This window comes from Pseudochrobactrum lubricantis, assembly GCF_041929865.1.
GTDB classification, from domain to species: domain Bacteria; phylum Pseudomonadota; class Alphaproteobacteria; order Rhizobiales; family Rhizobiaceae; genus Pseudochrobactrum; species Pseudochrobactrum saccharolyticum.
On record NZ_JBHEEE010000001.1, the window covers coordinates 775,308 to 799,092 of the forward strand.

The window sequence follows — 23,785 nt, forward strand, 5'->3', positions numbered from 1 at the left end:
CTCCGTCAGCCCTGATAGCGCTGGAACACCAGCGTTGCGTTCGTTCCACCAAAACCGAAGGAGTTGGACAGTACCGTGTTAATTTCTGCATTATCGATGCGCTTGCGCACAATCGGCATATCCGCGAAATCCGGATCCAGCTCATCAATATGCGCGCTTTCGCAGATGAAATTATTATGCATCATCAAAAGCGAATAGATCGCTTCCTGAACGCCGGTTGCACCCAGTGAGTGACCGGTCAGCGATTTGGTTGCCGCAATCGGCGGGCAGGCATCGCCTGAACCAAAGACTTTACGGATTGCTTCAATTTCCGGTGCATCGCCCGCAGGGGTCGATGTGGCATGCGGATTGATATAGTCAATCTTGCCGTTCACGGTTGACAGCGCCATGCGCATGCAGCGCTCTGCGCCTTCGCCCGACGGGGCAACCATGTCATAACCGTCTGATGTCGCGCCGTAGCCGACAACTTCACCGTAAATCTTGGCACCGCGCGCCAGCGCAGTTTCCAGATCTTCCAGCACCAATACACCGGCGCCACCGGCAATTACAAAACCGTCGCGGTTTTTGTCATAGGCGCGGGATGCACGTTCCGGCGTATCATTATATTTCGAAGACATCGCGCCCATGGCGTCAAACAACACCGAGAGGGTCCAGTCGAGGTCTTCACAGCCACCGGCAAACATACGGTCCTGTTTGCCATACTGGATCATCTCAACCGCATTGCCGATACAATGGTTCGAGGTCGCGCAAGCCGAGGAGATCGAATAATTGATGCCCTTGATCTTGAAGAAAGTCGCCATCGTGGCCGATGCGGTGGAGCTCATGGCTTTCGGCACTGCGAAAGGACCAACGCGTTTCGGGCCTTTGTCGCGGGTAATATCAGCGGAATCCACGATTGTGCGGGTGGAAGGGCCGCCGGAGCCCATGATGATACCGGTGCGATCGTTGGAAACCTGTTCTTCGGTCAGGCCTGCATCGGCAATCGCCTGATCCATGGCCACATGGTTCCATGCGGTACCGCGACCGTGAAAACGCATTGCGCGGCGGTCAACCAGCGCTTCAACATCAATCTGCGGTGCGCCCGAGACCTGACAGCGAAAACCGAGTTCCGCCTGATCTTCAGCCCGCCGGATACCCGATCTGGCCTCAAACAAAGAGGTCAGCACCTCTTCGGTATTATTGCCAATCGAGGATACAATCCCCATTCCGGTAACGACAACACGCCGCATTGCGTTCTCCTTTGCACCTGTTCCCTGAATGACATCCTGTTTTTGCGGATGCCGCTACGCGGTTACATAAGTGCGACTTTTACATATTTTGAGAGCGGCCACATAAAAGCTTTCAATTAAATGTGGTCGCGCCCGTGGATAATACTCTTTTTGAGGCTATGCCCGTCGCGGTCTTTACGACTTACGACTCACTGTCTTTCGACAGGCCTACGCGCAGGTCAGTTGCCTTGTAAATTGTTTCACCGTCTGCCTTGAGCCAGCCGTCAGCTGTACCCAGAACCAGACGACCGCGCATTACGCGTTTGAAGTCGATACCATATTGCAGAAGTTTGGTATGCGGACGCACCATGCCTTTGAATTTTACTTCGCCGGTGGACAGCGCCATACCGCGACCCGGTTCACCGAGCCAGCCGAGGAAAAAGCCGGTCAGCTGCCACATACCGTCGAGGCCGAGACAGCCAGGCATGATCGGATTGCCCTGAAAATGGCAAGGGAAATACCAGTCATCCGGGCTCACATCATATTCAGCGCGGATATAGCCTTTGTCGAATTCACCACCGGTTTCGGAGATTTCGGTGATACGGTGTACCATCAGCATCGGCGGCAGAGGCAGCTGGGCATTGCCCGGACCAAACATTTCACCGCGAGCGCAGCTGAGAAGCTCCTCATATCCGTAACTTGACTTCTGCTCTGCCATTACCGACTCCAATCATTTATCTGTCTGTTGTCTGGACAGCCCGAAACGAACATATTCGTCGGGCTCAGACAAAATCTTTGCACACCCCTAACACAGAGTGTTTCCTGCTGTAAAACACCTGCAAGAAACTATTTGCCTGTCAAGATATACAGGAATAGCTATTGCCAGTCATTCGTTCAGCGCATATATCAATCTTGTGACAGGATGGGCAACAGCCCTCAAGCATTAATTTTGAACCAATTTGTTTCAAGCTTCTGACAGGTCAGTGATGAATATTCATTCCTCCCATGCCAGCAACGCTTCGATTGAGGAGCGCCTTCGGATCGCCGGTCTCAGACCGACGCGTCAGCGGGTTGCGCTTGCCAGCCTGATTTACGCCCATGGTGATCGCCATCTTTCCGCAGAAGAACTGCATGAAGAAGCTGTTTTTGCTTCCGTGCCGGTTTCTCTTGCCACCGTATATAATACGCTGCACCAGTTTACTGAAGCCGGTATGCTGCGGATTATTTCGGTCGAAGGATCGAAAACCTATTTCGACACCAATATTTCCGACCACCATCACTTTTTTGTCGAAGGCGAAAATATTGTCTTCGATATTCCTGATGGTGAAACCGGCCAGCCTGTCGTCAGCAATCTGCCGAAAGCTCCGGAAGGCATGGAAATCGTCAATGTTGACGTTATTGTGCGGTTACGTCGTAAAGATTGATACCACCATATATCGGCACCGCACGGGTTGACGTTATTGTGCGCTTACATCGTAAAGACTGACACGCCTGCTTAAAATAAATCCGGAAATTTACTGATCTTCCGCTGACGGGGTGATTTCGCGCCCCATCAGTGAACTTTGCAGCATTGTGGTCACGCGCTCTTCCATGATGCGTGCCAGTTCCTTGCGACTGGTATCCGCAGACACGCGCATCGGTTCACCAAAGCGGATCTCAACATCAATCGCGCCTTCTTTGAGAATACCTTTGAGATGCGGCATCAGCTGCACATCGCCCGGCCATGAGGCAATCGGACGGTGAAAGCGCCCCATCGGCATTCCGTGAACACCCGTATAGGCGATGGAAACCGGCTGTACGATCACCTGCTCCTCGCCTGCCTCACGGATGGCCGCATGGGCTGCGCCGAATAATGACGTTTTAAACGGCAGCACGCGGTTACCATCCGACGTTGTCCCTTCCGGAAACAGAACCATCGCATCACCGCCAGCCAGACGCAGGGCAATATCCGAGGCCTGCTGCGCTGTCCGGCCTTTTTTCTCACGTTCAACAAAGACAGTACGCTGCAAAACCGCAAAAGTACCGAAAACCGGCCATTTGCGCACTTCGGATTTGGCGATGAAACAGACATTGGCTACGGAGGATAAAACGACAATATCGCTCCATGACACATGATTGGCGACCAGCAGTAACGGGCGATCCTGCACGATCTCGCCCTTTACCTTCACGCGAAAGCCCAGCAACCATGCAGCAATCCGATGGAAAAAACGCGGCAGCGATTGCTGCCAGCCCAGACGCGCTTTGACAAACAGATATTGAAACGGCACCAGCGAAATAACCAGACTGACAAACAAGCCGAGTATGACCGCAATGCGTATGGCACCGATCATGATACGCTCATCGCTTCCGGAAATTGCCGGCGCAAAACCAGCGCATTGCTGCGTCCGTGACCGGTTTCATAATAAGCGGGCCGCTGCCCGACCTGAATAAATCCGAGGCGCCGGTAAAGCGCCTGCGCTGCCACATTGCTCTCATCCACCTCAAGGAACAGACTTTCCGCCCGCTCATGATGCAAATGGCGCAAAACAGCTTCCATCAAATCCCGTCCGATGCCACGACGCTGAAAAGCTGATGACACTGCAATGGTCAGAATTTCCGCCTCACCGGCGACCAGACGCGCCAGCACAAAACCGGCAGCCTGTTTTGGTTTACCCACAGGACGGGCGATAAAACCGAAAATATTGCCTTGCGAGAGCATGCCAGCAAAATCTTCCTCGCTCCATGCATGGTGGAAAGCCGGTGCATGGAGATCCGCAAGCTCAGCGCAATGTGCCTGCATCAGCGATTCATAGGCAAAACTCTGACGCGAAAAAGGAAGACCGATCATCCGCGCTCCTGATCCGACTGGCGGCGGGGCAGTGCAAATCCGGTCTGGGGCTTCACATCCGGCCCGCGCATATAAAGCGGCTCAGGGGGCGTGCCTGCATCACGCTGTGCCGCAAGACGCGAAAAAGTACCGATGGATGCATAGGCGGATGCAGTGATGATCCGGCGTTCGCTGCCCTCTGCTGCCTGCAATTGCTCTGCACCACTACCCGCCAGTGCATAATCATCGCCAAGCTGCTGCAAAACCGGCAGCAACTCTGCCGCACTGCCTGCAAGCGGCGTTGTGGAGGCGATACCATCGGCATCAAAACCCTGCGCATAAATATCACCGCGATAAGCAGACAGGGCAATCAGGACAGGTTGCGCCGGTGCCCCGACCTGTATTTCATGGCACAGCGCTTCAAAACCGCTCACACCAATCACCGGACAGGATAATGCCAGCCCGAAGCCACGTGCCGCAGAAACACCGACACGCACGCCTGTGAATGAACCGGGGCCGATATTAACCGCGATACGACTAACCTCATTGCGGGAGATTTTTGCAGCCTCAAAACACTGCGCAACATAGTCCAGCAGCAATTCCGCATGGCCTTTGCCGATATCATGGCTGACCTCAGCAAGAAGCTGCTGCGTCTGCGGGTCATAAAGGGCGGCAGCACATAAACTGCCTGCGGTGTCGAGAGCAAGTATAGTCATGGCTTACGACCTAAAACAGAATTCGGTTATCGGCAAGTACAGGCAGTCAGGTTGCGTAAGAATTCTGCCTTGTCAGCTCAATAGGGCAACACCGATATCTATACAGAATGATGCACAAAAATCTGCTTAAACTCTTTAAATCACTGGGAACAATCCTATCTTTGATACGTTAGGTTTATAGCAGTATCTGCTGCTTCCGGTTTCTTGTGCTGCCACCTCCCGGCAGCCCCTCAGGCAAACGAAAATTTGTCCCTTCATAAAGGAAATCACTATGTCTGCATCCAAACTGAAAAATCATCCGACAAAAAACAATCTGCCGACCAATGCCAAAACCACGGTTATTGCCCTGCTGAACAAAAATCTGGCTGCGATCCTTGATCTTGCGCTGATAACCAAGCAGGCACACTGGAACCTCAAAGGCATTCAGTTCATTGCCGTGCATGAGATGCTGGATACATTCCGCACCGATCTGGATGAACATTCGGATGCAATTGCAGAACGTGCCGTTCAGCTCGGCGGCACTGCGCTTGGCACAAGTCAGACCGTGACTGAGGCGAGCATTCTCAAGCCATATCCGGAAGATATTTACGCCATCAAAGACCATCTTCATGCGCTGATCGATCATTACGGCGCTGTGGCCAATCTGGTGCGCCAGTCCATCAAAGATGCCGCTGAGGCAGGCGACGATGACAGTGCGGATATTTTCACCGCTGCATCCCGCAGCCTCGACAAATCCCTGTGGTTCCTTGAAGCGCATATTCAGGAATAATCAGAACAGATTTCCGAAACACCGCCTGTCCCGGGACAGGCGGTGTTTTAAATTGGTGACGATTTAAAGAGCGTCAGCAATGGCCTGAAAAACAATAATGCTTTCATCTTTCATTTTCTGACCATCCTTATTATAATCCGCATAGGTGGAAGTTTTGGCAATCACCACTTTGCGCTCGGGATTGACGTAGATAAACTGCCCGTAAATACCGACAGCGACAAAATCCCCCTGCGGTTTCCCCGGTATCCACCACTGATAGCCATAGCCCAGCGGCTTGCCCTGTACAGGATCATCCCTGCCCGGCATCAGATGCGGTGCATCCGGTGTAACGGAAGCATGTACCCATTCAGCCGGCACCAGTTGCTCACCTCTGAAATTACGCCCTCCATTCATATAAAGCAGGCCGAAACGCGCATAATCACGCAACACTGCATTCAACCCGCCTGCCGAGACTGCATCGCCCTTTGCATCAGCCAGCCAATAGGCATCAGCTTCTGCGCCCAGACGCGACCATAAATTTTCCCTGAAATAATCAGTCATCGGTTTGCCGGTTGCGCCTTCCAGCACCATAGACAGCACCTGCGTATCGGCGGAAACATAAATATTGACCGTGCCCTGCTCCCGCACTTTCTGCAGATGAGCAGTGAAGTCCTTCACCGAGCCGGTCAAAATCTGAATAATGTAACGAACAATATCGGATGAGAGATCGCCATAATCCTCGTTAAAGCCGATTCCTGATGACATTTGCAGTGCGTTTTTGACGGTCACCCCTTTATAGCCGCCCTCCGCCAGCTGCGGTGCATAATGATCCACAGTCTGATTTATATCGATCAGACCATCCCGCACAGCATTGCCAATCAGAAACGAAATCATGGATTTCGACATCGACATGGCGATTGCCTGCGTTGCAACCGTATTGCCCCGCTCATAGCGCTCATAGGCAACAGCACCGTCTTTCAGCACGATGAAACCGGTCGTCTGCGTGCGTTCCAGCCAGTCCGCGATCCGTTTTGTCTCTCCCTGATAAAGATAGGTTTCAGGCAAAGGTTTTTCATTCTGCGGCAAGGGGCTGACTTCGCCGCTATGTTCTACACGGATAGACGGGTAAATTTTATAAAGTGAGCGGAAATTTTCATCAATCACATCGGGTTTGAATGTATTGGCATATTGATAGACCGCATAATATTCATGGATTTGCTTACGAAAAACAAAGCCCACACCTGCCGCGATAATCAGCAACAGAGCCAGACTATATAAGCTCATGCGCAGCGGTCTTTTCATGATACAGCCCCTCCCGACACAATTATCAGCCCGCTTACGATAAACCGGATTATCGCTCCGGCAAGCTGCAATTCCCGAAATGCTTTTAAAAATAAAAATAGCCGCCGCTTGTTAAAAAAAGCGGCGGCTATTGTTATGAAAGTATCGGGAATTCAGATACTATCAGGCAACCCATTCGCCTTTGCGCATCACAGGCACAGATGTACCATCCTGTGCAATGCCATCCACATCGATCTGATTGGAACCGATCATCCAGTCGATATGGATAAAGCTCTTATTGCCGCCCTGTGCCGCAATCTGTTCCGGCGTGAGATCAGCACCATTGATGAAACATTTGGAATAGCACTGACCAAGCGCAATATGGCTGGCAGCATTTTCATCAAACAGCGTGTTATAGAACAGCAAGCCGCTCTGCGAAATCGGTGAGGAATGCGGCACCAGTGCCACTTCACCCAGACGACGCGCACCTTCATCCGTATCCAGTACCTTGTTCAGCACGGATTCGCCCTTGCTGGCTTTGGCCTCAACAATCCGGCCGCCTTCAAAACGCACACGGATATCATCAATGATCGTACCCTGATGTGACAGCGGTTTGGTGCTGGAAACAGTCCCTTCCACGCGCAGAGCATGCGGCGTTGTGAAGACTTCTTCTGTCGGAATATTCGGATTGCAGGTAATGCCGTTTTTAGCGGTCGATGAGCCGCCATGCCATTCATGGCCATCAGCCAGACCAACGGTCAGATCTGTATCCGGTCCGGTGAAATGTAGCGCGCGGAAATTACGCTCATTGAGGATTTTAGTACGTTTGCGCAATTGCGCATTATGATCTGCCCATGCGGCTACAGGATCCGCATTATTCACGCGCGATGCGGCGAAAATTGCTTCGGCCAGTTTATGCGTCGCCACATCCGGCGCATCATCCGGAAACACCAGCTTTGCCCATGACGGGTTCGGATAGGAGACGATATTCCAGTTAATGTCGAAACCGGCAATTTTTTCCAGCGCAGGCTGATAGGCCATCGACAGCGCTTTATTGGCGCGGGCAACTTTTCCTGCATCCTGTGCGGAAAGCAGCATCGGATTATCGCCGGTGATTGCAAGGCGCGCTGCACCGCCTGCATAGGCTTTGGCCATGCCCTGATAGAGCCAGTCACTCGCGTGGTCGAAGCTCTCATCCGGCGCATATTGGAAACGCGACAGCGCCATATCTTCATCGGAGAAAAACGGCGTTACCAACCCTGCACCGGCTTTATAGGCATGTTCCGCAATACGGCGCACCAGCGGCAATGCGATAACCGGCGCGGTAATGACCAGATCCTGCCCTTTACGCAATTGTAGTCCGACTTTAACCGCGACCTCGGCCAGCTTATCCAGTTTAACCGGATCGATAATTGCATCCGCGTGATTGTTTTGGCTGAAATCTGTCATCACATACTCCGCTTATTTTCATTGATCATCACAGATACTCCTGCAAGAGCCTGTAAGCTAGAGCTTTGGCAGGATTTTATATTGTCGCTGTAGCCACCGATGCGGAACAGCGTTAATATGCCATATGAAGTCATATTTATCGGAACAAATCCATGAACCGAAACTCCAATAATGCGCGATCATTTCAGAAGCTGAGTCTTGTTGCAGGACTGTTTGCGATAGCGCTGGCAGGCTGCACGACACTTACACCGGAACAGCAGCGTGCTGAGGATGAGAAAACCTGTCTGAGCTATGGTTTTAAACCCAAGTCTGAAGCCATGGCCAATTGCCTGCTGCAAATCCATCTCGACCGCCGCGCCGATATCCGCGCATGGCAGAATGAACGGCCGCAATTCTCCACACCGATGGTTATTTACCAGCCGGTGGTGGTGCCGCGCTGATCTTCATCTCCATAAACAAAAGCCCGCTTCGAGCGGGCTTTTTCATTTCAGTCGATAAACAAGATGGGGATCAGCTTGCCGGTTCAGGACGATCCTGCGTCAGCAACAATGCACCGATTGCATCAACTTTCTGCTTGTTCATATCTTCCGCACCCGCTGCAAAAGCATTCTGCGTTGCAGAAGCTGCAACCGGTTTGGTTTCAAACGGAAGCTGCGCCGGAACCGGTGTGTTTACAGCCGGCGCATGATAGGCAAGCTGCACCGGTGCTTCCGCTGCAACCGGTTGTGCAGCCTGCACATCCTGCGCAGCCTGTCCGGCAGATGCCACCATCACCGGAGCAACGACAGGCAGGCGGTCGCCTTTACCGGCCTTAGCCGTATCCGTTACATCATAAATGCTATCCGGCATGGACTGGTTTCTTGGCTCATAGGCAGCCGCCAGATTATACGGGGTTTCAGGCAGCGGCGATTCCAGCGTACCGTCTCTGCGGCGCTTTTCGTAGAAAGAATTGCCACCGGCAACCAGCACATAATGCATATTTCTATACGGGAATTTCAGACCGGCCGTATGGAAGAACATTGCATTCTTCAGTTTCGGATGGCGTTCGCCTTTCAGCACCGAATCTGCGGCTTCTTTCACATCCGGCAAGGCTTTGGAATTCATGGCACGGGTCATAACGCCCGGTGCAAACTGGTTCTTCTGCCCGACAACGCCGCAAATGGTTTCCGGATATTTTTCCGAGACCAGACGGTTCATCACCACCGTGCCGACTGCAACAAGGCCATCACGGCTGGAGCGGGCAGATTCAAAGAACATTGCGCGCTCAAGGCACTCGCGGTCTCTGGAAGTGTATGTGTAGGTCTTTTTGCCATTACGGACAGTTACACCGGATTCCTTGGCAGGCTGTGCAGCCTTGGCAGATTTGGAACCGGTCGAAGTCGTGGTGCAGCCAGCAAGGATAAACGGCGTGGCAACCAGAGCACCGATAAACAGTGTTTTCGCTAAATAAGAGCGTTTCAACGGTTCATCCTTATCAATAATTTCCCGTACACCCGGGTCACACAGAGATCCTGTGCGCGAGCCCCGGGAAATTCGGGGGCTATTAGGGCTAAATAAAGGCGCAAGGCCCGATTTATATTCGTGTTCCGGTTAACGACAACCGGTTAAAATTTACCCCAAGAAAATGCGCCTCATTAGTTAACGCTTTGTTAACGCATTCTTTTGAGTGATTACTAAAATACGCAAGATTACGTAAAGACTTCACTAATCTTGTGAAATGAAGCAGTTTGCCGGATCATGGCTTTGCAGCAATTCCGGTGCGATATTGCCTTATTTCACAACCTGATAGCGCCTCAGACACGGGCGCATCATGCAATTGACCGCCCCGTTGCGTTAGTCATAATTCATTACAGCGCGTTACAAATGGCTGATATTTTGTGAAAGCAATTTGCTTTTATGACGCTATAGCCTTTGCAGACACGGCTTTTCACAGAATCAGAAATATAAAAACCGGCGTGAATTTTCTTCACACCGGTTCAGTATTTTTCACAAATATCCGGCCGGTTATCAGCCGAAAGCATAACCGGCACCGCGAACGGTGCGAATCGGATCCACCTCACGACCGGTATTGATCGCCTTGCGCAGGCGGCCGATATGCACATCCACCGTGCGGTCATCGACGTAAATATCCCGCCCCCAGATACCATCCAGCAATTGCGTGCGCGAGAAAACGCGCCCCGGTGCCATCATGAAATATTCCAGCAAACGGAACTCTGTCGGTCCGAGTTTGATTTCGCGTTCCTTGCGGTAAACGCGGTGCTGCTGACGGTCGAGAACAATCTCGCCGACTTTCAGCACATGGGAAAGCACACTCGGATTGGCGCGGCGCAACATCGCCTTGATACGTGCCAGCAGTTCCGGTGTGGAGAATGGCTTGACAACATAATCATCCGCGCCAACGGCCAGACCACGCACACGCTCGGATTCCTCACCGCGTGCTGTCAGCATGATAATCGGCAAACGTTCTGTCTCTGCGCGCTGACGCAGACGGCGGCAAAGTTCGATGCCGGAAACACCAGGCAGCATCCAGTCGAGAACCAGAAGATCAGGGACGTTTTCGCGTAAATAAATTTCGGCTTCATCGCCACGCAGGATCGTATCGACCTGATAGCCTTCAGCCTCAAGATTATAGCGCAGCAATTCGCTGATGGCTTCTTCGTCTTCAACAACCGCTATTCTTGGCGTGTGTGACATTGCGTATCCACTATTCGTTTAGACATAAGGGGGCATTTGCATTCCGGCGCAGCCGGAATGCATGACGTTTATTCTGACAGGCAGGGCTGAACGCCCTGCATATCCGCTGCCGGTTAGAACAGCTTAGTTTTTATGCAATTCGTCGAGAACGACGTCATGGCTCAGATCATCTTTCGGACGATCCGGAGGCATCTGATTACCGGTGACAATGTAATAGACTGTCTCGGCAATATTGGTGGCATGATCGCCGATACGCTCAATATTCTTGGCGCAGAACAGAAGATGCGTACAGGCCGTAATATTGCGCGGATCTTCCATCATATAAGTCAGAAGTTCGCGGAACAGCGATGTGTACATCGCATCAATTTCATCATCGCGGTCGCGGACAATATTGATCTGGGTCACAGAACGGGTTGCATAGGCATCCAGCACATCTTTAAGCTGGGTGCGGGCAAGCTCTGCCAGTGTTTCCAGACCGCGATAAAGCTTCACCGACTGGCGTGTTTCCGAAACGGCAACAACACGCTTGGCAATGTTTTTGCCCATATCGCCAACGCGTTCCAGATCCGCTGAGATACGGATCGCGCCGATAATTTCGCGCAGATCCACAGCCATCGGCTGACGCTTGGCGATAATCATAATCGCCTTATCATCAATTTCACGTTCGCCTGCATCAAGGATCAGATCCTCGGAAATGACCCGCTGTGCCAGCGCATTATCGGCAGTAACAATCGCCTTGATGGACTGCTCCACCATACGCTCCGCATGACCGCCCATTTCGGCGATTTTACGGGCGAGAAACTTCAGTTCTTCATCATAGGACGTAACCGTATGCTGTGACGGCATGGAAATTTCCTTATCCTGTGGCACTGCCAAAGCAGTCTGTAAAACTTCAGAGCATTTCCGGCTTATATTGCCTCATAGAAAATGCTCTATCTTGTTTGTTTTTACGCGTAAGCTCGATCAGCCGAAACGACCGGTGATATAATCCTGCGTACGTTTTTCTTTCGGCGTGGTGAACATCATATCCGTGTCACCGACCTCTACCAGATTGCCCAGATGGAACATGGCTGTGGTCTGCGAAATACGCGCAGCCTGCTGCATTGAGTGGGTCACGATGACAATCGTATAGTCACGGCGCAACTCGTCAATCAGCTCTTCCACTTTCGCGGTTGCAATCGGGTCAAGCGCCGAGCAAGGCTCATCCATCAGAATAACTTCAGGGCTCACCGCAATGGCGCGGGCAATGCAAAGACGCTGCTGCTGACCGCCGGAAAGACCTGTGCCTGCATCATTGAGGCGGTCTTTCACTTCTTCCCAGAGGCTGGCGCCACGCAGGCTCTTCTCAACGATGACATCCAGATCCGCACGACTGCGGGCCAGACCATGAATGCGCGGGCCGTAAGAAACATTCTCATAGATCGATTTCGGAAACGGATTTGGCTTCTGGAACACCATGCCGACACGGGCACGCAGTTCCACCACGTCGATTTTCGGATCGTAAATATCCTCGCCATCAAGCGTGATAAGTCCTTCAACGCGGCAACCTTCAATCGTGTCATTCATACGGTTGAGCGAGCGCAGGAAAGTCGACTTACCGCAACCGGACGGGCCGATCAGCGCGGTCACGCTGTTTTCTTCAATATCCAGATCAACGCCGTGCAAAGCCTGTTTTTCACCGTAGAAAACTTTGACCTTGTCCCCGCGCATTTTGATTTTTTTTGGCAAGGCGTTCATCTTTTCTCCGAGTGTTTTCTCTAAAGTATAATCATTCATCAGGTTCATGATCGCAACTCCGTCCCGATTACCATCTGCGCTCAAAACGGCGGCGCAGAATGATTGCGGCAATATTCATCACAGCGAGGAACAGGAGGAGCACAATAATCGCACCCGATGTCCGCTCTACAAAAGCACGTTCTGCTTCATTAGCCCACATGAAAATCTGTACCGGCAGCGCAGTCGCAGGATCCATAGGGGTAACAGGAGCATTGGCAACAAAAGCAACCATACCGATGAGCAGCAGCGGCGCTGTTTCACCCAATGCCTGAGCCAGACCGATAATCGTGCCGGTCAGAATGCCCGGCGCGGCCAGCGGCAGCACATGGTGGAACACAACCTGCGTTTTGGAAGCACCAAGCCCCAGAGCCGCAGCACGGATTGATGGCGGCACCGCACGCAAAGCTGCACGCGTTGCAATAATGATTGTCGGCAATGTCATCAGCGTCAGCACCAGACCACCAACCAGCGAGGCCGAACGCGGCATACCGAAGAAGTTGATGAAAACCGCCAGCCCCAGCAGACCGAACACGATGGACGGCACCGCAGCCAGATTGTTGATGTTCACTTCAATAATATCGGTAAAGCGGTTTTTACGCGCATATTCTTCTAAGTATATCGAAGCAGCAACGCCAATCGGCAGAGCAAACACCAGCACGATCAGCATCATATAGAGCGAGCCGATCAGCGCCACGCCCAGACCAGAGGTTTCCGGACGGCTGGAAGCACCCATTGTAAACAGGCCGGTATTGAAGGACTGACGCATAACGCCTTCATCCTTCAGTGTCTTCATCCAGCCAACCTGAAGATCGGAGACTTTGCGCTTGCTCTGGTCAACCGACAGGTCGATCTGACCTTTATTGGCCGAGTCAATATCCGCAGCCGCAAGGAATTTGATTGTCTGGGTTGTGCCGATCAGTTTCGGATCAGCCATCACCATTTCACGCAATTGCAGACGAACGCCATCCGAATAGAAACGGGTCATATCGCGCATGGCAGGACGGTTGGATTTCTCCACACCGAGCTTATCAGCCAATGCATTGCGCACCAACAGCGGATAATTCGCTGTAATCAGCACATTCGGATTGCTGGCACGTTCATTGGAAGGATCGATCACTTTCTCATCCAGCAGCACCGGAATTTCGATCGTTGTCTGCCAGAAGGCTGTGTAGCCTTTGGAAAACACCGAGAAAAACAGCGCGCAGAGGAAGAAGATGCCGATTGCAATTGCAATCACACCATACATGCGGAAGCGGCGTTCGGCAGCATAGCGGCGCTTGATGCCAATATCACGGCGGGCAGGTGCGGTTGAAGTTGTCTTGGGAGTGAAAACAGCGTCGGTCATTCATATTGCTCCCGATATTTACGCACAATGTAGAGAGCGAAAATATTCATCAGCAGGGTCAGGAAGAAGAGCGTAATACCCAGTGCAAAAGCCACCAGTGTCTGCGGTGAGTTGAACTCAAGGTCACCGGTCAACTGGTTGACGATTTTTACAGTGATCGTCGTCATTGCTTCAAACGGGTTGAGCGTCAGATTGGCGGCCACACCGGCAGCAAGCACCACGATCATAGTCTCACCAATGGCGCGGGAAGCGGTCAGCAGCAGCGCTCCGACAATACCCGGCAGTGCAGCAGGCAGGATCACACGTTTGATGGTCTCGGAGCGGGTGGCACCCAAGCCCAGAGAACCGTCACGCAGGGAGCGAGGCACGGCAGTGATAATATCGTCGGACAAAGAGGATACGAACGGGATCAGCATCACGCCCATCACTAAGCCGGCAGTGAGCACACTCTGCGCCATGATGAAACCCTGACCACCGGTCAGTGCGGCACTCAGGTCACGCAGGAACGGGCCGACTGTGACCAACGCGAAGAAACCGTAAACGATTGTCGGAATACCGGCCAGCACTTCCAGCAGCGGCTTGACGATAGCGCGGGTTTTGGCACCGGCATATTCCGACATATAAATCGCGGCGAACAGACCAACCGGCACCGCGAAGACCATCGCGACCAGCGCGATATAAAGCGTACCGGCAAGCAGCGGGATCAGACCGAACTGACCATGGGAATCTGTGGCACCGGCAGCGGCAAAACGCGGATCCCAAACCGTTCCGAAGAAAAATTCGTAGGCCGGAACATCGCTGAAGAAATTGATTGTCTGAAACAGCATCGAGAAGACGATGCCGACAGTGGTAAGAATGGCGATGGTTGAGGCAGCGATCAGCCCCCACAGCACAATGCTTTCCACATTGTTGCGGGCGCGGACGCGCGGTGCAATTGTCATCCAGCCAAAGATAAATCCGGCAATAGCCAGAGCAATCGTCAGACCTGCGCGGATATTCGAGGATAAGGCGGCTGCCTTGTTCCATTGTACCGCAACCGGCACCATCACATCCTGACCTTCTGTCGCCAGCGCGATGCCTTTTTCAGCCATCAAAGCGCGAACTTCAGAATAGGTCTGCGGCAGGTTTTCACGGCTCGACGGATCAAGACGCTCAAACCCGTGTGCGAGGCTTTTCACCACGCCGAGCGACAGGCTTTCGCTGTAATTTTCAGTATTGCCGAGAGCATCCTGCAACTGCGATTTGGCAGTCTGCTCCAGATAGACGGTGGCACTCAGCGACCAGACGACAAATAAAATAATTGCCGGCATGACTGTCAGAGAGAAAACCCACCATCCGTGATAATGTGGACGGGAATGTGGTTTCTCTTTTTTATCTGCCACGTTTTTTACGGTATTCAATTGTGCAACCGCTTTGGCGCGGCCAAGGAAAAATCCTGCGACGCCCAGCACGAAGACAATTGTTAAGACCAGCATGATCGACATTTAAATTCCCTGATCACCGTCCACGACAAAAGACAATCCGGGCGCAGAGCTTGTCTGCACCCGGACCATATTCAAATTATTTAACCTGCATTACAGTACCGGCTGCAAATGCATCGCGCTGTTCTTTGCGCTCTGCTTCCGGTGCCGGAACCAGACCATAGTCTGCCAGCGGGCTTTCATCACCAATCATCTGATCGGAAAGGAAGAATTCCACATATTCTTTCAGACCAGGGATCACGCCCAGATGCGCTTTCTTCACGTAGAAGAACAGCGGACGGGAAACCGGATATTCGCCTTTGGCAATGGTTTCAACGCTTGGAACGATATCGTTCACAGTTGCAACCTTCAGCTTGTCAGCATTGTTTTCATAGAAGGACAGGCCGAATACGCCAACGCCGGTTTTATTGGCGCTGATACGGGCGAGTGTTTCGCTGTAGTCACCGTCAATATCAACAGCCTTGCCGTCTTTACGTACAGCGATACAGGTCTTGGCAGCTGCCTTGTCATCTGCACCACCGGCTTTGATGACTTCCAGCGCGCCGCTTTCTTTACAACCGTCAGCGAGCAGCTTTTCTTCGAAAACTTCACGGGTACCGTGCTTTTCGCCCGGAATATAAGCAGCAATATCCCAATCCGGCAGAGCGGCGTTAACCTGATTCCACTTGGTGTTCGGATTATCTACCAGCTTACCGTCTACAACGATTTTCGCTGCAAGAGCCTTGTAAACATCAACCGGAGCCAGCTTCCAGTCCGGACCGTTAATGTCGGTTGCGAAAACGATACCGTCATAACCGATGCGTACTTCCTGAACATCTTTTACACCTGCATCAATGCAGGACTGCAGTTCAGAAGACTTCATTGCGCGGGATGCATTGGCGATATCGATTGTGTTTTCGCCTACACCTTTACAGAAGTCTTTGATGCCTGCGCCCGAACCGCCAGATTCAATAACAGGGGTTTTGAAATCCGGATAGGTTTCGCCGAAAGTTTCAGCAACGATCTTGGCATATGGCAGAACGGTTGACGAACCGGCAACCTGAATCTGGTCGCGAGCCTGAGCGGCAGTAGCACCGGCTACAGCAGCAATTGCCAATGCAGCAGTCGTTGTAATCAGCTTGTTCATAGGAGCAGCTCCAGTTAGAAGAATGAGGTAACGTTTTGGACGTTACCAGCCATCTACGCGCTCTATATAACAGCTATATGACACTAATATTACAGGTTTGTATCAGTGCTCAATTCAGCATTTTATAATAAAAAAATGCAGTTTCCCGAACGACCAATACAGAGCCAAAAAATTCAGACCTTGAAAGCAAAATGAAAACAATCGGTTAGGATGGCTTCGCTTTTTCCTCACCGGTTTCGTTCTCATCTTCTGTGGTCTGCGCCGACAAGAAATTGCCCACATGGCGCAATGTTTCAAAGTGGTCACAGAAAACTTTTATGACAACCAGAAGCGGCACCGCTATCAGGGCGCCGATGAAGCCCCACAGCCATGACCAGAAGGCAACGGCTACAAAAACCGCAACCGTATTCAGTTCAAGACGCCGGCCGATAATGGTCGGTGTCACAATCTGCCCTTCGAGAATATTACAGGCCAGCACAAAAGCCGGAGCCAGCATGGCATAGGCGATCTGGTCAAAGGACACGATGGCAATGATCCCGACCACGACAATTGTCGTCAATGCGCCGATATAGGGCAGGAAATTAAGCAGCGCCGCCATCACACCGAAGACAAACGGTGTCGGCATCCCCAATGCCCACAGCCCAAGACTGATTGCCAGTCCCAAAAGCCCGTTAATAACCGTGATCGTCAGCAGATAGCTGGAAATAACCTGTTCCACATCATAGACGACACGCAAAGCACGCTTCTTTTCGCTCAGTTTGCCAAAAGACTGGATGATCTTTTCATAGAACATGGTTCCCGAGGCAAGAATGAACAGCGTCAGGATAAATGTCACTGCAATTGTTGTGCCTCCTGACAAAACATTGCCCGCAGCCTGTGAAAGAATTCCGGGCTGCGCCAGCGAAACTGTCTGCACTTTCGGGTCTTGTCCCATTTGTGCGACCTGATCGACCTGTTTGCTGATATTGAGCAAATGTTCTGCGGGTGCGCGCAACCGGTGCAGCTTCTCTGTCAGCTCCCGCCCGATTTCCGGTGCTTCACTCACCATTTCCGTAACCGGCCCGCTTAAAAGATAGCCGGTCACTCCGATGAAGGAGAAAGAAAAGACCACAAGCAGAGTGGCCGAAATAGCTTCAGAAATGCCGAGTCGTTTTTTAGAGAAACGGACAATAGGTGTCAGCATCAGCGCCAGCAAAATGGCCAGCGTGACCGGCATGAAAAAATCCCGCGCAAAATACAGCGCATAAACCAGCATCATCAGAAAAATACCGGTCAGCATTGCGCGGCCTGTACGCACATATTTCGTCAGATTTTGCAGATTTCCGCTTTCAGGCAAAGGATGCGCCGGATAAATCAGCTCATTTTCAGCATCGGATATCGACGTCTTATTATCATGCGGCATCTGCATCCGCCTCCCCCTCATTCCTATGCGGATTATTCCCGCTATGCCGGTAAATTAAGGGAGACAGCAATGCCGTCAATATAAAGCGATAAATATAGTCCGCCAGCCGGCATGATCCGGCTGGTTTAAAGCAAAAGCATATCTTAATTCAGCACCAGCCAACCGGAAATCAGGATGACGACGGCACCGGCCAGCATGTGAATTTCCACCGGAGCGTTAAACAGCAGTGCGCCATAGAACAGCCCCCAGATAATCTGGCTATATTGAACGGGCGCAACAATCGCGGCAGATCCCAGACGGAAAGCTTTAACAATCATCGTCTGCGCAAAAGCAATCAGCCCGCCGCCGAGAAGCGCCAGCCCCAGATCCTGCCAGTCAGGTGTAATCAGACCATTATACAATGCCAGCAATCCGGCAAAACAGGACTGGACAATCAGCAGAGCAACAACCAGCGCCTTATCGGACTCATCGCTTTTGGCACGGCGCAGCAAAACCTGCGCAATGGCGAAAAACAATGCCGAGCCCAAAGCGGCCAGATGCCCCGCAGACAGTGGTGCCGCGCCCGGTTGCAAAATCCAGATCACACCGGCAAAACCGAGAAGAACGCCGAACCAGCCCCGCAAGGAGAGGCGCTCTCCCACCATGATAAAAGCAACAATCGCGACAAAAATCGGAGACAGAAAGCCCAAAACATAGGCTTCAGCCAGCGGCAAAGCCGAAAACGCATAATAGATCAGCAGCGTATTCATCGACAACAACAACGCACGGCCAAAGGCCAGTTTTGGATAAACCGGCAGCAAACGCTTGGCCTGCCCGCTGAGACAGCCATGAACAACAATGAAAGACAGAGCAAAAACGGACAGCAAAAATGTTGTCTCATAAACACCGATGCGGGCGCTCAGTGTTTTTACAATTGTATCCGCCCCTGAAAATGCTGTGAAAGCAATAAAGGCGATCAAAGCTGCGCGGAGATTATGCGTTTGCGTATTCATATTGTCACTGCCGTAAAGGTGCCTGGCCTTAAAAATATGGGGCCATAAATGTGCGGGTTTTCGGAGAGTATTCCGGCAGACTGGCGCTCCCCACACTCAGCCCCCTTCACATTAAGCATGTGACGTCAGATCAATTATCGGCACCAAAGCATAGTCTGAAACATAAGGCTCTGTTGCGAGCGCGACGTTACTGTTTCTTTTGAAGAAAGCAAGAGAGCTGTTTCGATTTCAACAATGGCCCGTATCTATTCTTTTCAGCAGCTATGCAGATGCAATTTTATAACATTTTAAAACTCTCATACGCACGAAACTTTCAAGCATTTAAAGAATACAAGCCAATGCCTCATAAATTGCCCGCCAGCCAGTAGACAAAACCGATTTATCGGCATAGGCCGTTTACGTTAAAGTCAAAGAACCTCTCTGTTCAGGCATTTTTCAGGCTGCATCTCCCGATCAGTCAGGCTGTTGTTAAACACATGGTCTGGCTCTGTGCGCCGGATAATATCTGCGGCAGCAGAGTGTTTTTCGTTTCCTTTTTAGAGAACGGCAACACCGGATAAAGCGTATCGCCTGAAACAGAACGGATAAACGTGTCTCCCAAGACGTTTCCGTTTTCAGTTTCTCAGGCCGATATTTCGCTTTGCAAAAACCGGTTTTGCTTTTTGGTGTAAGATTGGATTTGAAATGTCGCCTAAAGACAATGCTTCACCGGCTCATTCGCCGGCGCCGGAGCTCGACCGAAAAACCCGCATAAAATCTATTCTCGGCGGTTCTGCCGGTAATCTTGTTGAGTGGTATGACTGGTATGTCTATGCTGCTTTTACGCTTTATTTTGCGCCTAAATTCTTCCCGTCAGGCAACCAGACAGCAGAGCTGCTGAGTGCTGCGGCTGTGTTTGCAGTCGGCTTCCTGATGCGCCCGATCGGCGCATGGATCATGGGTATCTATGCCGACCGCAAAGGCCGCAAAGCCGGTCTGACCCTTTCTGTTACGCTGATGTGTATCGGCTCGCTGATTATTGCAGTGACACCGGCCTATGAAACAATTGGCGTTATGGCTCCGGCATTGCTCGTTTTTGCCCGCCTGTTGCAGGGTCTGAGTGTGGGTGGTGAATATGGCGCCAGCGCCACTTATTTGAGCGAGATGGCTGGCAAAAGCCGTCGCGGTTTCTTCTCCAGCTTCCAATATGTGACCCTGATTGCCGGTCAGCTGACCGCACTTGGTGTATTGCTGATCCTTCAGCGTCTTCTCACACCGGAACAGCTCGGTGAATGGGGCTGGCGTATTCCGTTTTTCATCGGTGGTCTGCTGGCGATCTTCGTATTCTGGGTTCGCCGTGGTCTTGTGGAAACAAAATCATTTGATAATGCCAAAACCAGCGACAAACCACGCTCCAGCGGTTTTGCCCTATTTAAGCATTATCCGAAAGAAGCCTTCACCGTTCTGGCACTGACAGCCGGTGGTACGCTGGCATTCTACACATACACAACCTATCTGCAGAAATTCCTCGTCAACACTTCCGGTTTCAGCAAGGAATCCGCCAGTGAAATCACGGCGCTCGCGCTGCTGATCTTCATGCTGATCCAGCCGCTGGCCGGTGCGCTTTCCGACCGCGTTGGCCGCAAGCCGCTGATGATCGGTTTCGGCGTGATGGGCGTATTGTTTACCTATCCGATCTTCTCCACCCTCTCAACAACAACCAATCCATATGTGGCTTTCGGTCTGTCGCTGGCAGGTCTGATTATCGTGACCGGTTACACCTCGATCAATGCGGTGGTGAAGGCAGAAATGTTCCCTGCACATATCCGTGCGCTTGGTGTTGCTCTGCCTTATGCACTGGCCAATACGATCTTTGGCGGTACCGCTGAATGGGTAGCGCTGAAATTCAAACTGTCCGGCTATGAAACATGGTTCTTCTGGTATGTGACAATCATGATCGGTCTTTCGCTGATTATCTATATCCGTATGAAAGAAACCCGCGATCACAGCCTGATCCACGAAGATTGAGAATAATGAGCCGGCCGGAAATCACTTTCCGGCCGGTTTTTCTTTAAACTGTTTTTTGTCAGTGAGCCGTTTTCACAGGCTGACCAGACACATAGGTTTCCACAATCGCACGGTCATCCCCGAGCGTCTGCAACAGGAACAATTCCTGCGCCAGACTGGAGCCTGCATCCATACGCAGCCGCATGGCAGATGTGGCACGACTGTCCAAAATCACGAAATCCGCTTCTGTACCCGCATCCAGCGTACCGATCTTGTCTTCCATCGACAGTGCCCGCGCATTACCCAAAGTCATCATATAGAATGAAGTGAGCGGATTGAGCCGCTGGCCACGCAATTGCAGCACTTTATAGCCCTCATCCAGCGTGCGAAGCATCGACCAGCTGGTACCGCCGCCAATGTCAGTCGCTACGCCAATACGCACACCGGCATCGCGCAAGCCGTCGCGGTCAAACAATCCGCTGCCGAGAAACAGATTGGAGGTCGGGCAGAACACCGCCACAGACCGGCTATCAGCAAGCACCTTCACTTCCCGCTCAGACAAATGAATGGAATGCCCGAGTAAGGTCTTATCCCCGAGCAGGCCGTAATGCTCATAAATGCCGGTATAATCCGGCGCATCAGGATAGAGCGAACAGGTAAATTCAATCTCGGCATGGTTCTCAGACAAATGCGTCTGCACATAACATTCCGGATGTTCACGCACCAAAGCCTGCGCTGCCTCAAGCTGTTCCGGTGTGGAGGTGATCGCGAAACGTGGCGTAATCGCATAATCCAGACGCCCTTTACCACGCCAGCGGGCAATCAGCGCCTTACTGTCATCATAGGAAGATTGCGCCGTATCGCACAACGCAGCCGGTGCGTTGCGATCCATCATCACCTTACCGGCAATGTTGCGCATATTCAGCCGCTCACTGGCGCGGAAAAATGCATCAACGCTTTGCGGGTGCACAGAGCCATAGGCCACAACAGTCGTCGTACCATGACGCAGCAATTCATCAATAAAGCGTTCGGCAATATGCTCGCCGAATTGCTCATCGGCATATTTCTGCTCTTCAATGAAAGTGTAATCATTGAGCCAGTCCAGCAGTTCCGCCGCGTAAGACGCAACCACCTGACTTTGCGGAAAATGGATATGCGTATCAATAAAACCGGGCAGGATCAGATGCGGGCGATGATCGGTTTCCGGTGTGTCCGCTGATTTTTGTGCCGCAACAGCTGCATAATCGCCGACTGCTTTAATTAGCCCGCCTTCAACAAGCAGTGCACCGTCCTCATGATAGATATAAGACGCTGTATCGCTGATATCCTGCGGCTCACGGATAAAACTCAAAACACGCCCGCGGATAAGACGCTGATTATGCTTTTGTGTCATATTCACAGACATGAAAATACCCTCGCTGAAAAGCAGAAATAGTCAGTATTACAACATAGTTTTGATCAGGGTTTAGAAGCTGACGCCGTCTCATACCAGCGACGCAGCAACAGACGCTCCTCCGCACTCATACCGGTGAGATTGGACGGCGGCATGGCATGGGAGCGCGCTGCATTGAGATAGATTTCTTTGGCATGGGCAGCGATCGCGACATCACTGTCGAGAATGACACCCTTTGGCGGCACCAGAATACCCTCCCATGACGGCTCCGCCGTATGGCACATGGAACAACGCCCCAGAACCGTATCACGCACTGTCTCAAATTCCGGCGTATTGATGTATTTTTGCTGGATTGTTGACGCCTGCGCTTCACCCGCATTGTCCAGCTGTTTCGGTTCGGTGGACAGCCACATAATCACGATAAACAGCAGCACTGTTGCCAGCCATGTCCAAGTCGGGCTGCCCTTGCGCGCGTGACGGGTATTGAACCAATGGCGAATTGTTACCCCCATCAGAAACACCAGCGATGCAATAATCCAGTTATATTTCGTGCCGAATGCCAGAGGATTATGGTTCGACAACATCAGGAAGATAACCGGCAGCGTCAGATAGTTATTATGGGTGGAACGCTGCTTGGCGATCACGCCATATTTGGGGTCAGGTGTGCGCCCCGCAATCAGATCCGCGACCACTTTCTTCTGGTTCGGAATGATAATCATGAACACATTGGCGGACATAATCGTGGCGGTGAAAGCGCCCAGATGCAGGAAGGCCGCGCGTCCGGTAAAGAGTTGTGTATAGCCCCATGCCATAAGAACCAGCACGAAATAGAGGATCACCATCAATTGGGTGGTATTGCGCCCGAGCGGGGATTTGCACAGCAGATCATAGATGATCCAGCCACCGGCAATGGAAGCCAGTGAAATGATGATCGCCGTGGTGCGGGAGACATTCAGCACCTGCGGATCAATCAGATAGAGATCAGCACTGCCGTAATAGACAATGGCCAAAAGCGCAAAGCCTGACAGCCACGTGGCATAGGATTCCCATTTGAACCAGATCAGGTCTTCCGGCATCCGCGACGGTGCCACCAGATATTTCTGAATGTGATAGAAACCGCCACCGTGAACCTGCCATTCCTCACCATAGGCACCGGGCGGCAGATCGGGCGCTTTGCGCAAGCCCAGATCAAGAGCAATGAAATAGAAAGATGAGCCGATCCACGCAATTGCGGTGATAACGTGGAGCCAGCGGGCAGCAAAGCCAAGCCAGTCCCACGCGATTGCCAGTTCAAACATGCATTCCTCCCCGATATGCAGCAGACCGTCTGCCACTATAGGGGAAGAATCAGCTTAAGCGCCAGATGGTTATCTGCGGCAGAA

The 23,785-nt window shown here is 51.9% G+C and carries 22 protein-coding genes; 4 read left to right on the top strand and 18 right to left on the bottom strand.

Going from position 1 to position 23,785, the window contains the following annotated elements; translation table 11 throughout:
• Positions 1-5 precede the first annotated feature (5 nt).
• Together fabB and fabA are read right to left on the bottom strand one after the other, a co-directional pair.
• Positions 6-1,229 carry a beta-ketoacyl-ACP synthase I gene (gene fabB, locus JNC80_RS03320; protein WP_075653973.1) on the bottom strand — a complete coding sequence of 408 codons (1,224 nt, stop codon included), beginning with the start codon at positions 1,227-1,229 and terminating at the stop codon, positions 6-8.
• A gap of 181 nt (positions 1,230-1,410) precedes the next feature.
• Entirely contained in the window at positions 1,411-1,926 is a 516-nt protein-coding gene (gene fabA, locus JNC80_RS03325) for a 3-hydroxyacyl-[acyl-carrier-protein] dehydratase FabA (RefSeq protein ID WP_075653972.1), read from the bottom strand.
• A gap of 268 nt (positions 1,927-2,194) precedes the next feature.
• On the opposite strand from fabA, the gene irrA reads away from it, so the two are divergent.
• Positions 2,195-2,632, top strand: coding sequence for an iron response transcriptional regulator IrrA (irrA, locus tag JNC80_RS03330; protein ID WP_022711350.1), 438 nt, complete (start codon positions 2,195-2,197; stop codon positions 2,630-2,632).
• Between the two features lie 90 nt (positions 2,633-2,722).
• Here irrA and olsA read toward each other — a convergent pair whose 3' ends face one another.
• From olsA to tsaB, 3 genes are read right to left on the bottom strand one after another with little or no spacing between them, the layout of a single operon-like run.
• Positions 2,723-3,538, bottom strand: a complete 816-nt coding sequence (olsA, locus tag JNC80_RS03335) for a lyso-ornithine lipid O-acyltransferase (protein WP_075653970.1) — start codon at positions 3,536-3,538, stop codon at positions 2,723-2,725.
• On the bottom strand, positions 3,535-4,035 hold the full coding sequence (gene rimI / locus JNC80_RS03340; protein ID WP_116088684.1) for a ribosomal protein S18-alanine N-acetyltransferase: 501 nt from the start codon (positions 4,033-4,035) through the stop codon (positions 3,535-3,537). The genes olsA and rimI overlap by 4 nt, the downstream gene beginning before the upstream one ends.
• Positions 4,032-4,730: a tRNA (adenosine(37)-N6)-threonylcarbamoyltransferase complex dimerization subunit type 1 TsaB gene (tsaB, locus tag JNC80_RS03345; RefSeq protein ID WP_376709504.1), complete on the bottom strand. Its 699-nt coding sequence runs from the start codon at positions 4,728-4,730 to the stop codon at positions 4,032-4,034. Before tsaB ends, rimI begins: the two co-directional genes overlap by 4 nt.
• Positions 4,731-5,001: 271 nt before the next feature.
• Here tsaB and dps point away from each other — a divergent pair, with 271 nt between their 5' ends.
• On the top strand, positions 5,002-5,499 hold the full coding sequence (gene dps, locus JNC80_RS03350; protein WP_116088682.1) for a DNA starvation/stationary phase protection protein Dps: 498 nt from the start codon (positions 5,002-5,004) through the stop codon (positions 5,497-5,499).
• 63 nt (positions 5,500-5,562) lie between these two features.
• Here dps and JNC80_RS03355 read toward each other — a convergent pair whose 3' ends face one another.
• Complete coding sequence (locus JNC80_RS03355; protein WP_376709505.1) at positions 5,563-6,780, bottom strand: serine hydrolase domain-containing protein; 1,218 nt, start codon at positions 6,778-6,780, stop codon at positions 5,563-5,565.
• A gap of 162 nt (positions 6,781-6,942) precedes the next feature.
• Positions 6,943-8,208 (bottom strand): aminopeptidase, encoded by a 1,266-nt coding sequence (locus JNC80_RS03360; protein WP_376709506.1) that lies wholly within the window; start codon positions 8,206-8,208, stop codon positions 6,943-6,945.
• A 152-nt stretch (positions 8,209-8,360) separates the two neighbouring features.
• Between JNC80_RS03360 and JNC80_RS03365 the strand changes: the two genes are divergently transcribed.
• Complete coding sequence (locus tag JNC80_RS03365) at positions 8,361-8,648, top strand: hypothetical protein (protein WP_022709241.1); 288 nt, start codon at positions 8,361-8,363, stop codon at positions 8,646-8,648.
• A 70-nt stretch (positions 8,649-8,718) separates the two neighbouring features.
• Here JNC80_RS03365 and JNC80_RS03370 read toward each other — a convergent pair whose 3' ends face one another.
• The 9 genes from JNC80_RS03370 to JNC80_RS03410 form a co-directional block, all read right to left on the bottom strand.
• A complete protein-coding gene (locus JNC80_RS03370) occupies positions 8,719-9,669 on the bottom strand; it encodes a cell wall hydrolase (protein ID WP_022709194.1) in 951 nt (316 codons plus the stop codon).
• Between the two features lie 546 nt (positions 9,670-10,215).
• Positions 10,216-10,902: a phosphate regulon transcriptional regulator PhoB gene (gene phoB, locus JNC80_RS03375; protein WP_022709193.1), complete on the bottom strand. Its 687-nt coding sequence runs from the start codon at positions 10,900-10,902 to the stop codon at positions 10,216-10,218.
• A 123-nt stretch (positions 10,903-11,025) separates the two neighbouring features.
• Positions 11,026-11,748 (bottom strand): phosphate signaling complex protein PhoU, encoded by a 723-nt coding sequence (phoU, locus tag JNC80_RS03380; RefSeq protein WP_022709192.1) that lies wholly within the window; start codon positions 11,746-11,748, stop codon positions 11,026-11,028.
• A 117-nt stretch (positions 11,749-11,865) separates the two neighbouring features.
• Positions 11,866-12,639, bottom strand: a complete 774-nt coding sequence (gene pstB / locus JNC80_RS03385) for a phosphate ABC transporter ATP-binding protein PstB (RefSeq protein WP_028233202.1) — start codon at positions 12,637-12,639, stop codon at positions 11,866-11,868.
• Between the two features lie 67 nt (positions 12,640-12,706).
• Positions 12,707-14,023, bottom strand: a complete 1,317-nt coding sequence (pstA, locus tag JNC80_RS03390) for a phosphate ABC transporter permease PstA (RefSeq protein WP_022709190.1) — start codon at positions 14,021-14,023, stop codon at positions 12,707-12,709.
• Positions 14,020-15,507 carry a phosphate ABC transporter permease subunit PstC gene (gene pstC / locus JNC80_RS03395; protein WP_022709189.1) on the bottom strand — a complete coding sequence of 496 codons (1,488 nt, stop codon included), beginning with the start codon at positions 15,505-15,507 and terminating at the stop codon, positions 14,020-14,022. The genes pstA and pstC overlap by 4 nt, the downstream gene beginning before the upstream one ends.
• A 76-nt stretch (positions 15,508-15,583) precedes the next feature.
• Positions 15,584-16,630, bottom strand: coding sequence for a PstS family phosphate ABC transporter substrate-binding protein (locus tag JNC80_RS03400; RefSeq protein ID WP_022709188.1), 1,047 nt, complete (start codon positions 16,628-16,630; stop codon positions 15,584-15,586).
• 205 nt (positions 16,631-16,835) lie between these two features.
• Positions 16,836-17,909 carry an AI-2E family transporter gene (locus JNC80_RS03405; RefSeq protein WP_075654715.1) on the bottom strand — a complete coding sequence of 358 codons (1,074 nt, stop codon included), beginning with the start codon at positions 17,907-17,909 and terminating at the stop codon, positions 16,836-16,838.
• A 266-nt stretch (positions 17,910-18,175) separates the two neighbouring features.
• Positions 18,176-19,024 carry a DMT family transporter gene (locus tag JNC80_RS03410; RefSeq protein WP_255560391.1) on the bottom strand — a complete coding sequence of 283 codons (849 nt, stop codon included), beginning with the start codon at positions 19,022-19,024 and terminating at the stop codon, positions 18,176-18,178.
• A gap of 684 nt (positions 19,025-19,708) precedes the next feature.
• On the opposite strand from JNC80_RS03410, the gene JNC80_RS03415 reads away from it, so the two are divergent.
• Entirely contained in the window at positions 19,709-21,031 is a 1,323-nt protein-coding gene (locus tag JNC80_RS03415; protein WP_075653963.1) for an MFS transporter, read from the top strand.
• Positions 21,032-21,089: 58 nt separating this feature from the next.
• Here JNC80_RS03415 and guaD read toward each other — a convergent pair whose 3' ends face one another.
• A complete protein-coding gene (gene guaD, locus JNC80_RS03420; RefSeq protein WP_376709507.1) occupies positions 21,090-22,415 on the bottom strand; it encodes a guanine deaminase in 1,326 nt (441 codons plus the stop codon).
• Positions 22,416-22,468: 53 nt separating this feature from the next.
• Entirely contained in the window at positions 22,469-23,701 is a 1,233-nt protein-coding gene (locus JNC80_RS03425; RefSeq protein ID WP_306402203.1) for a urate hydroxylase PuuD, read from the bottom strand.
• Positions 23,702-23,785: the final 84 nt, after the last annotated feature.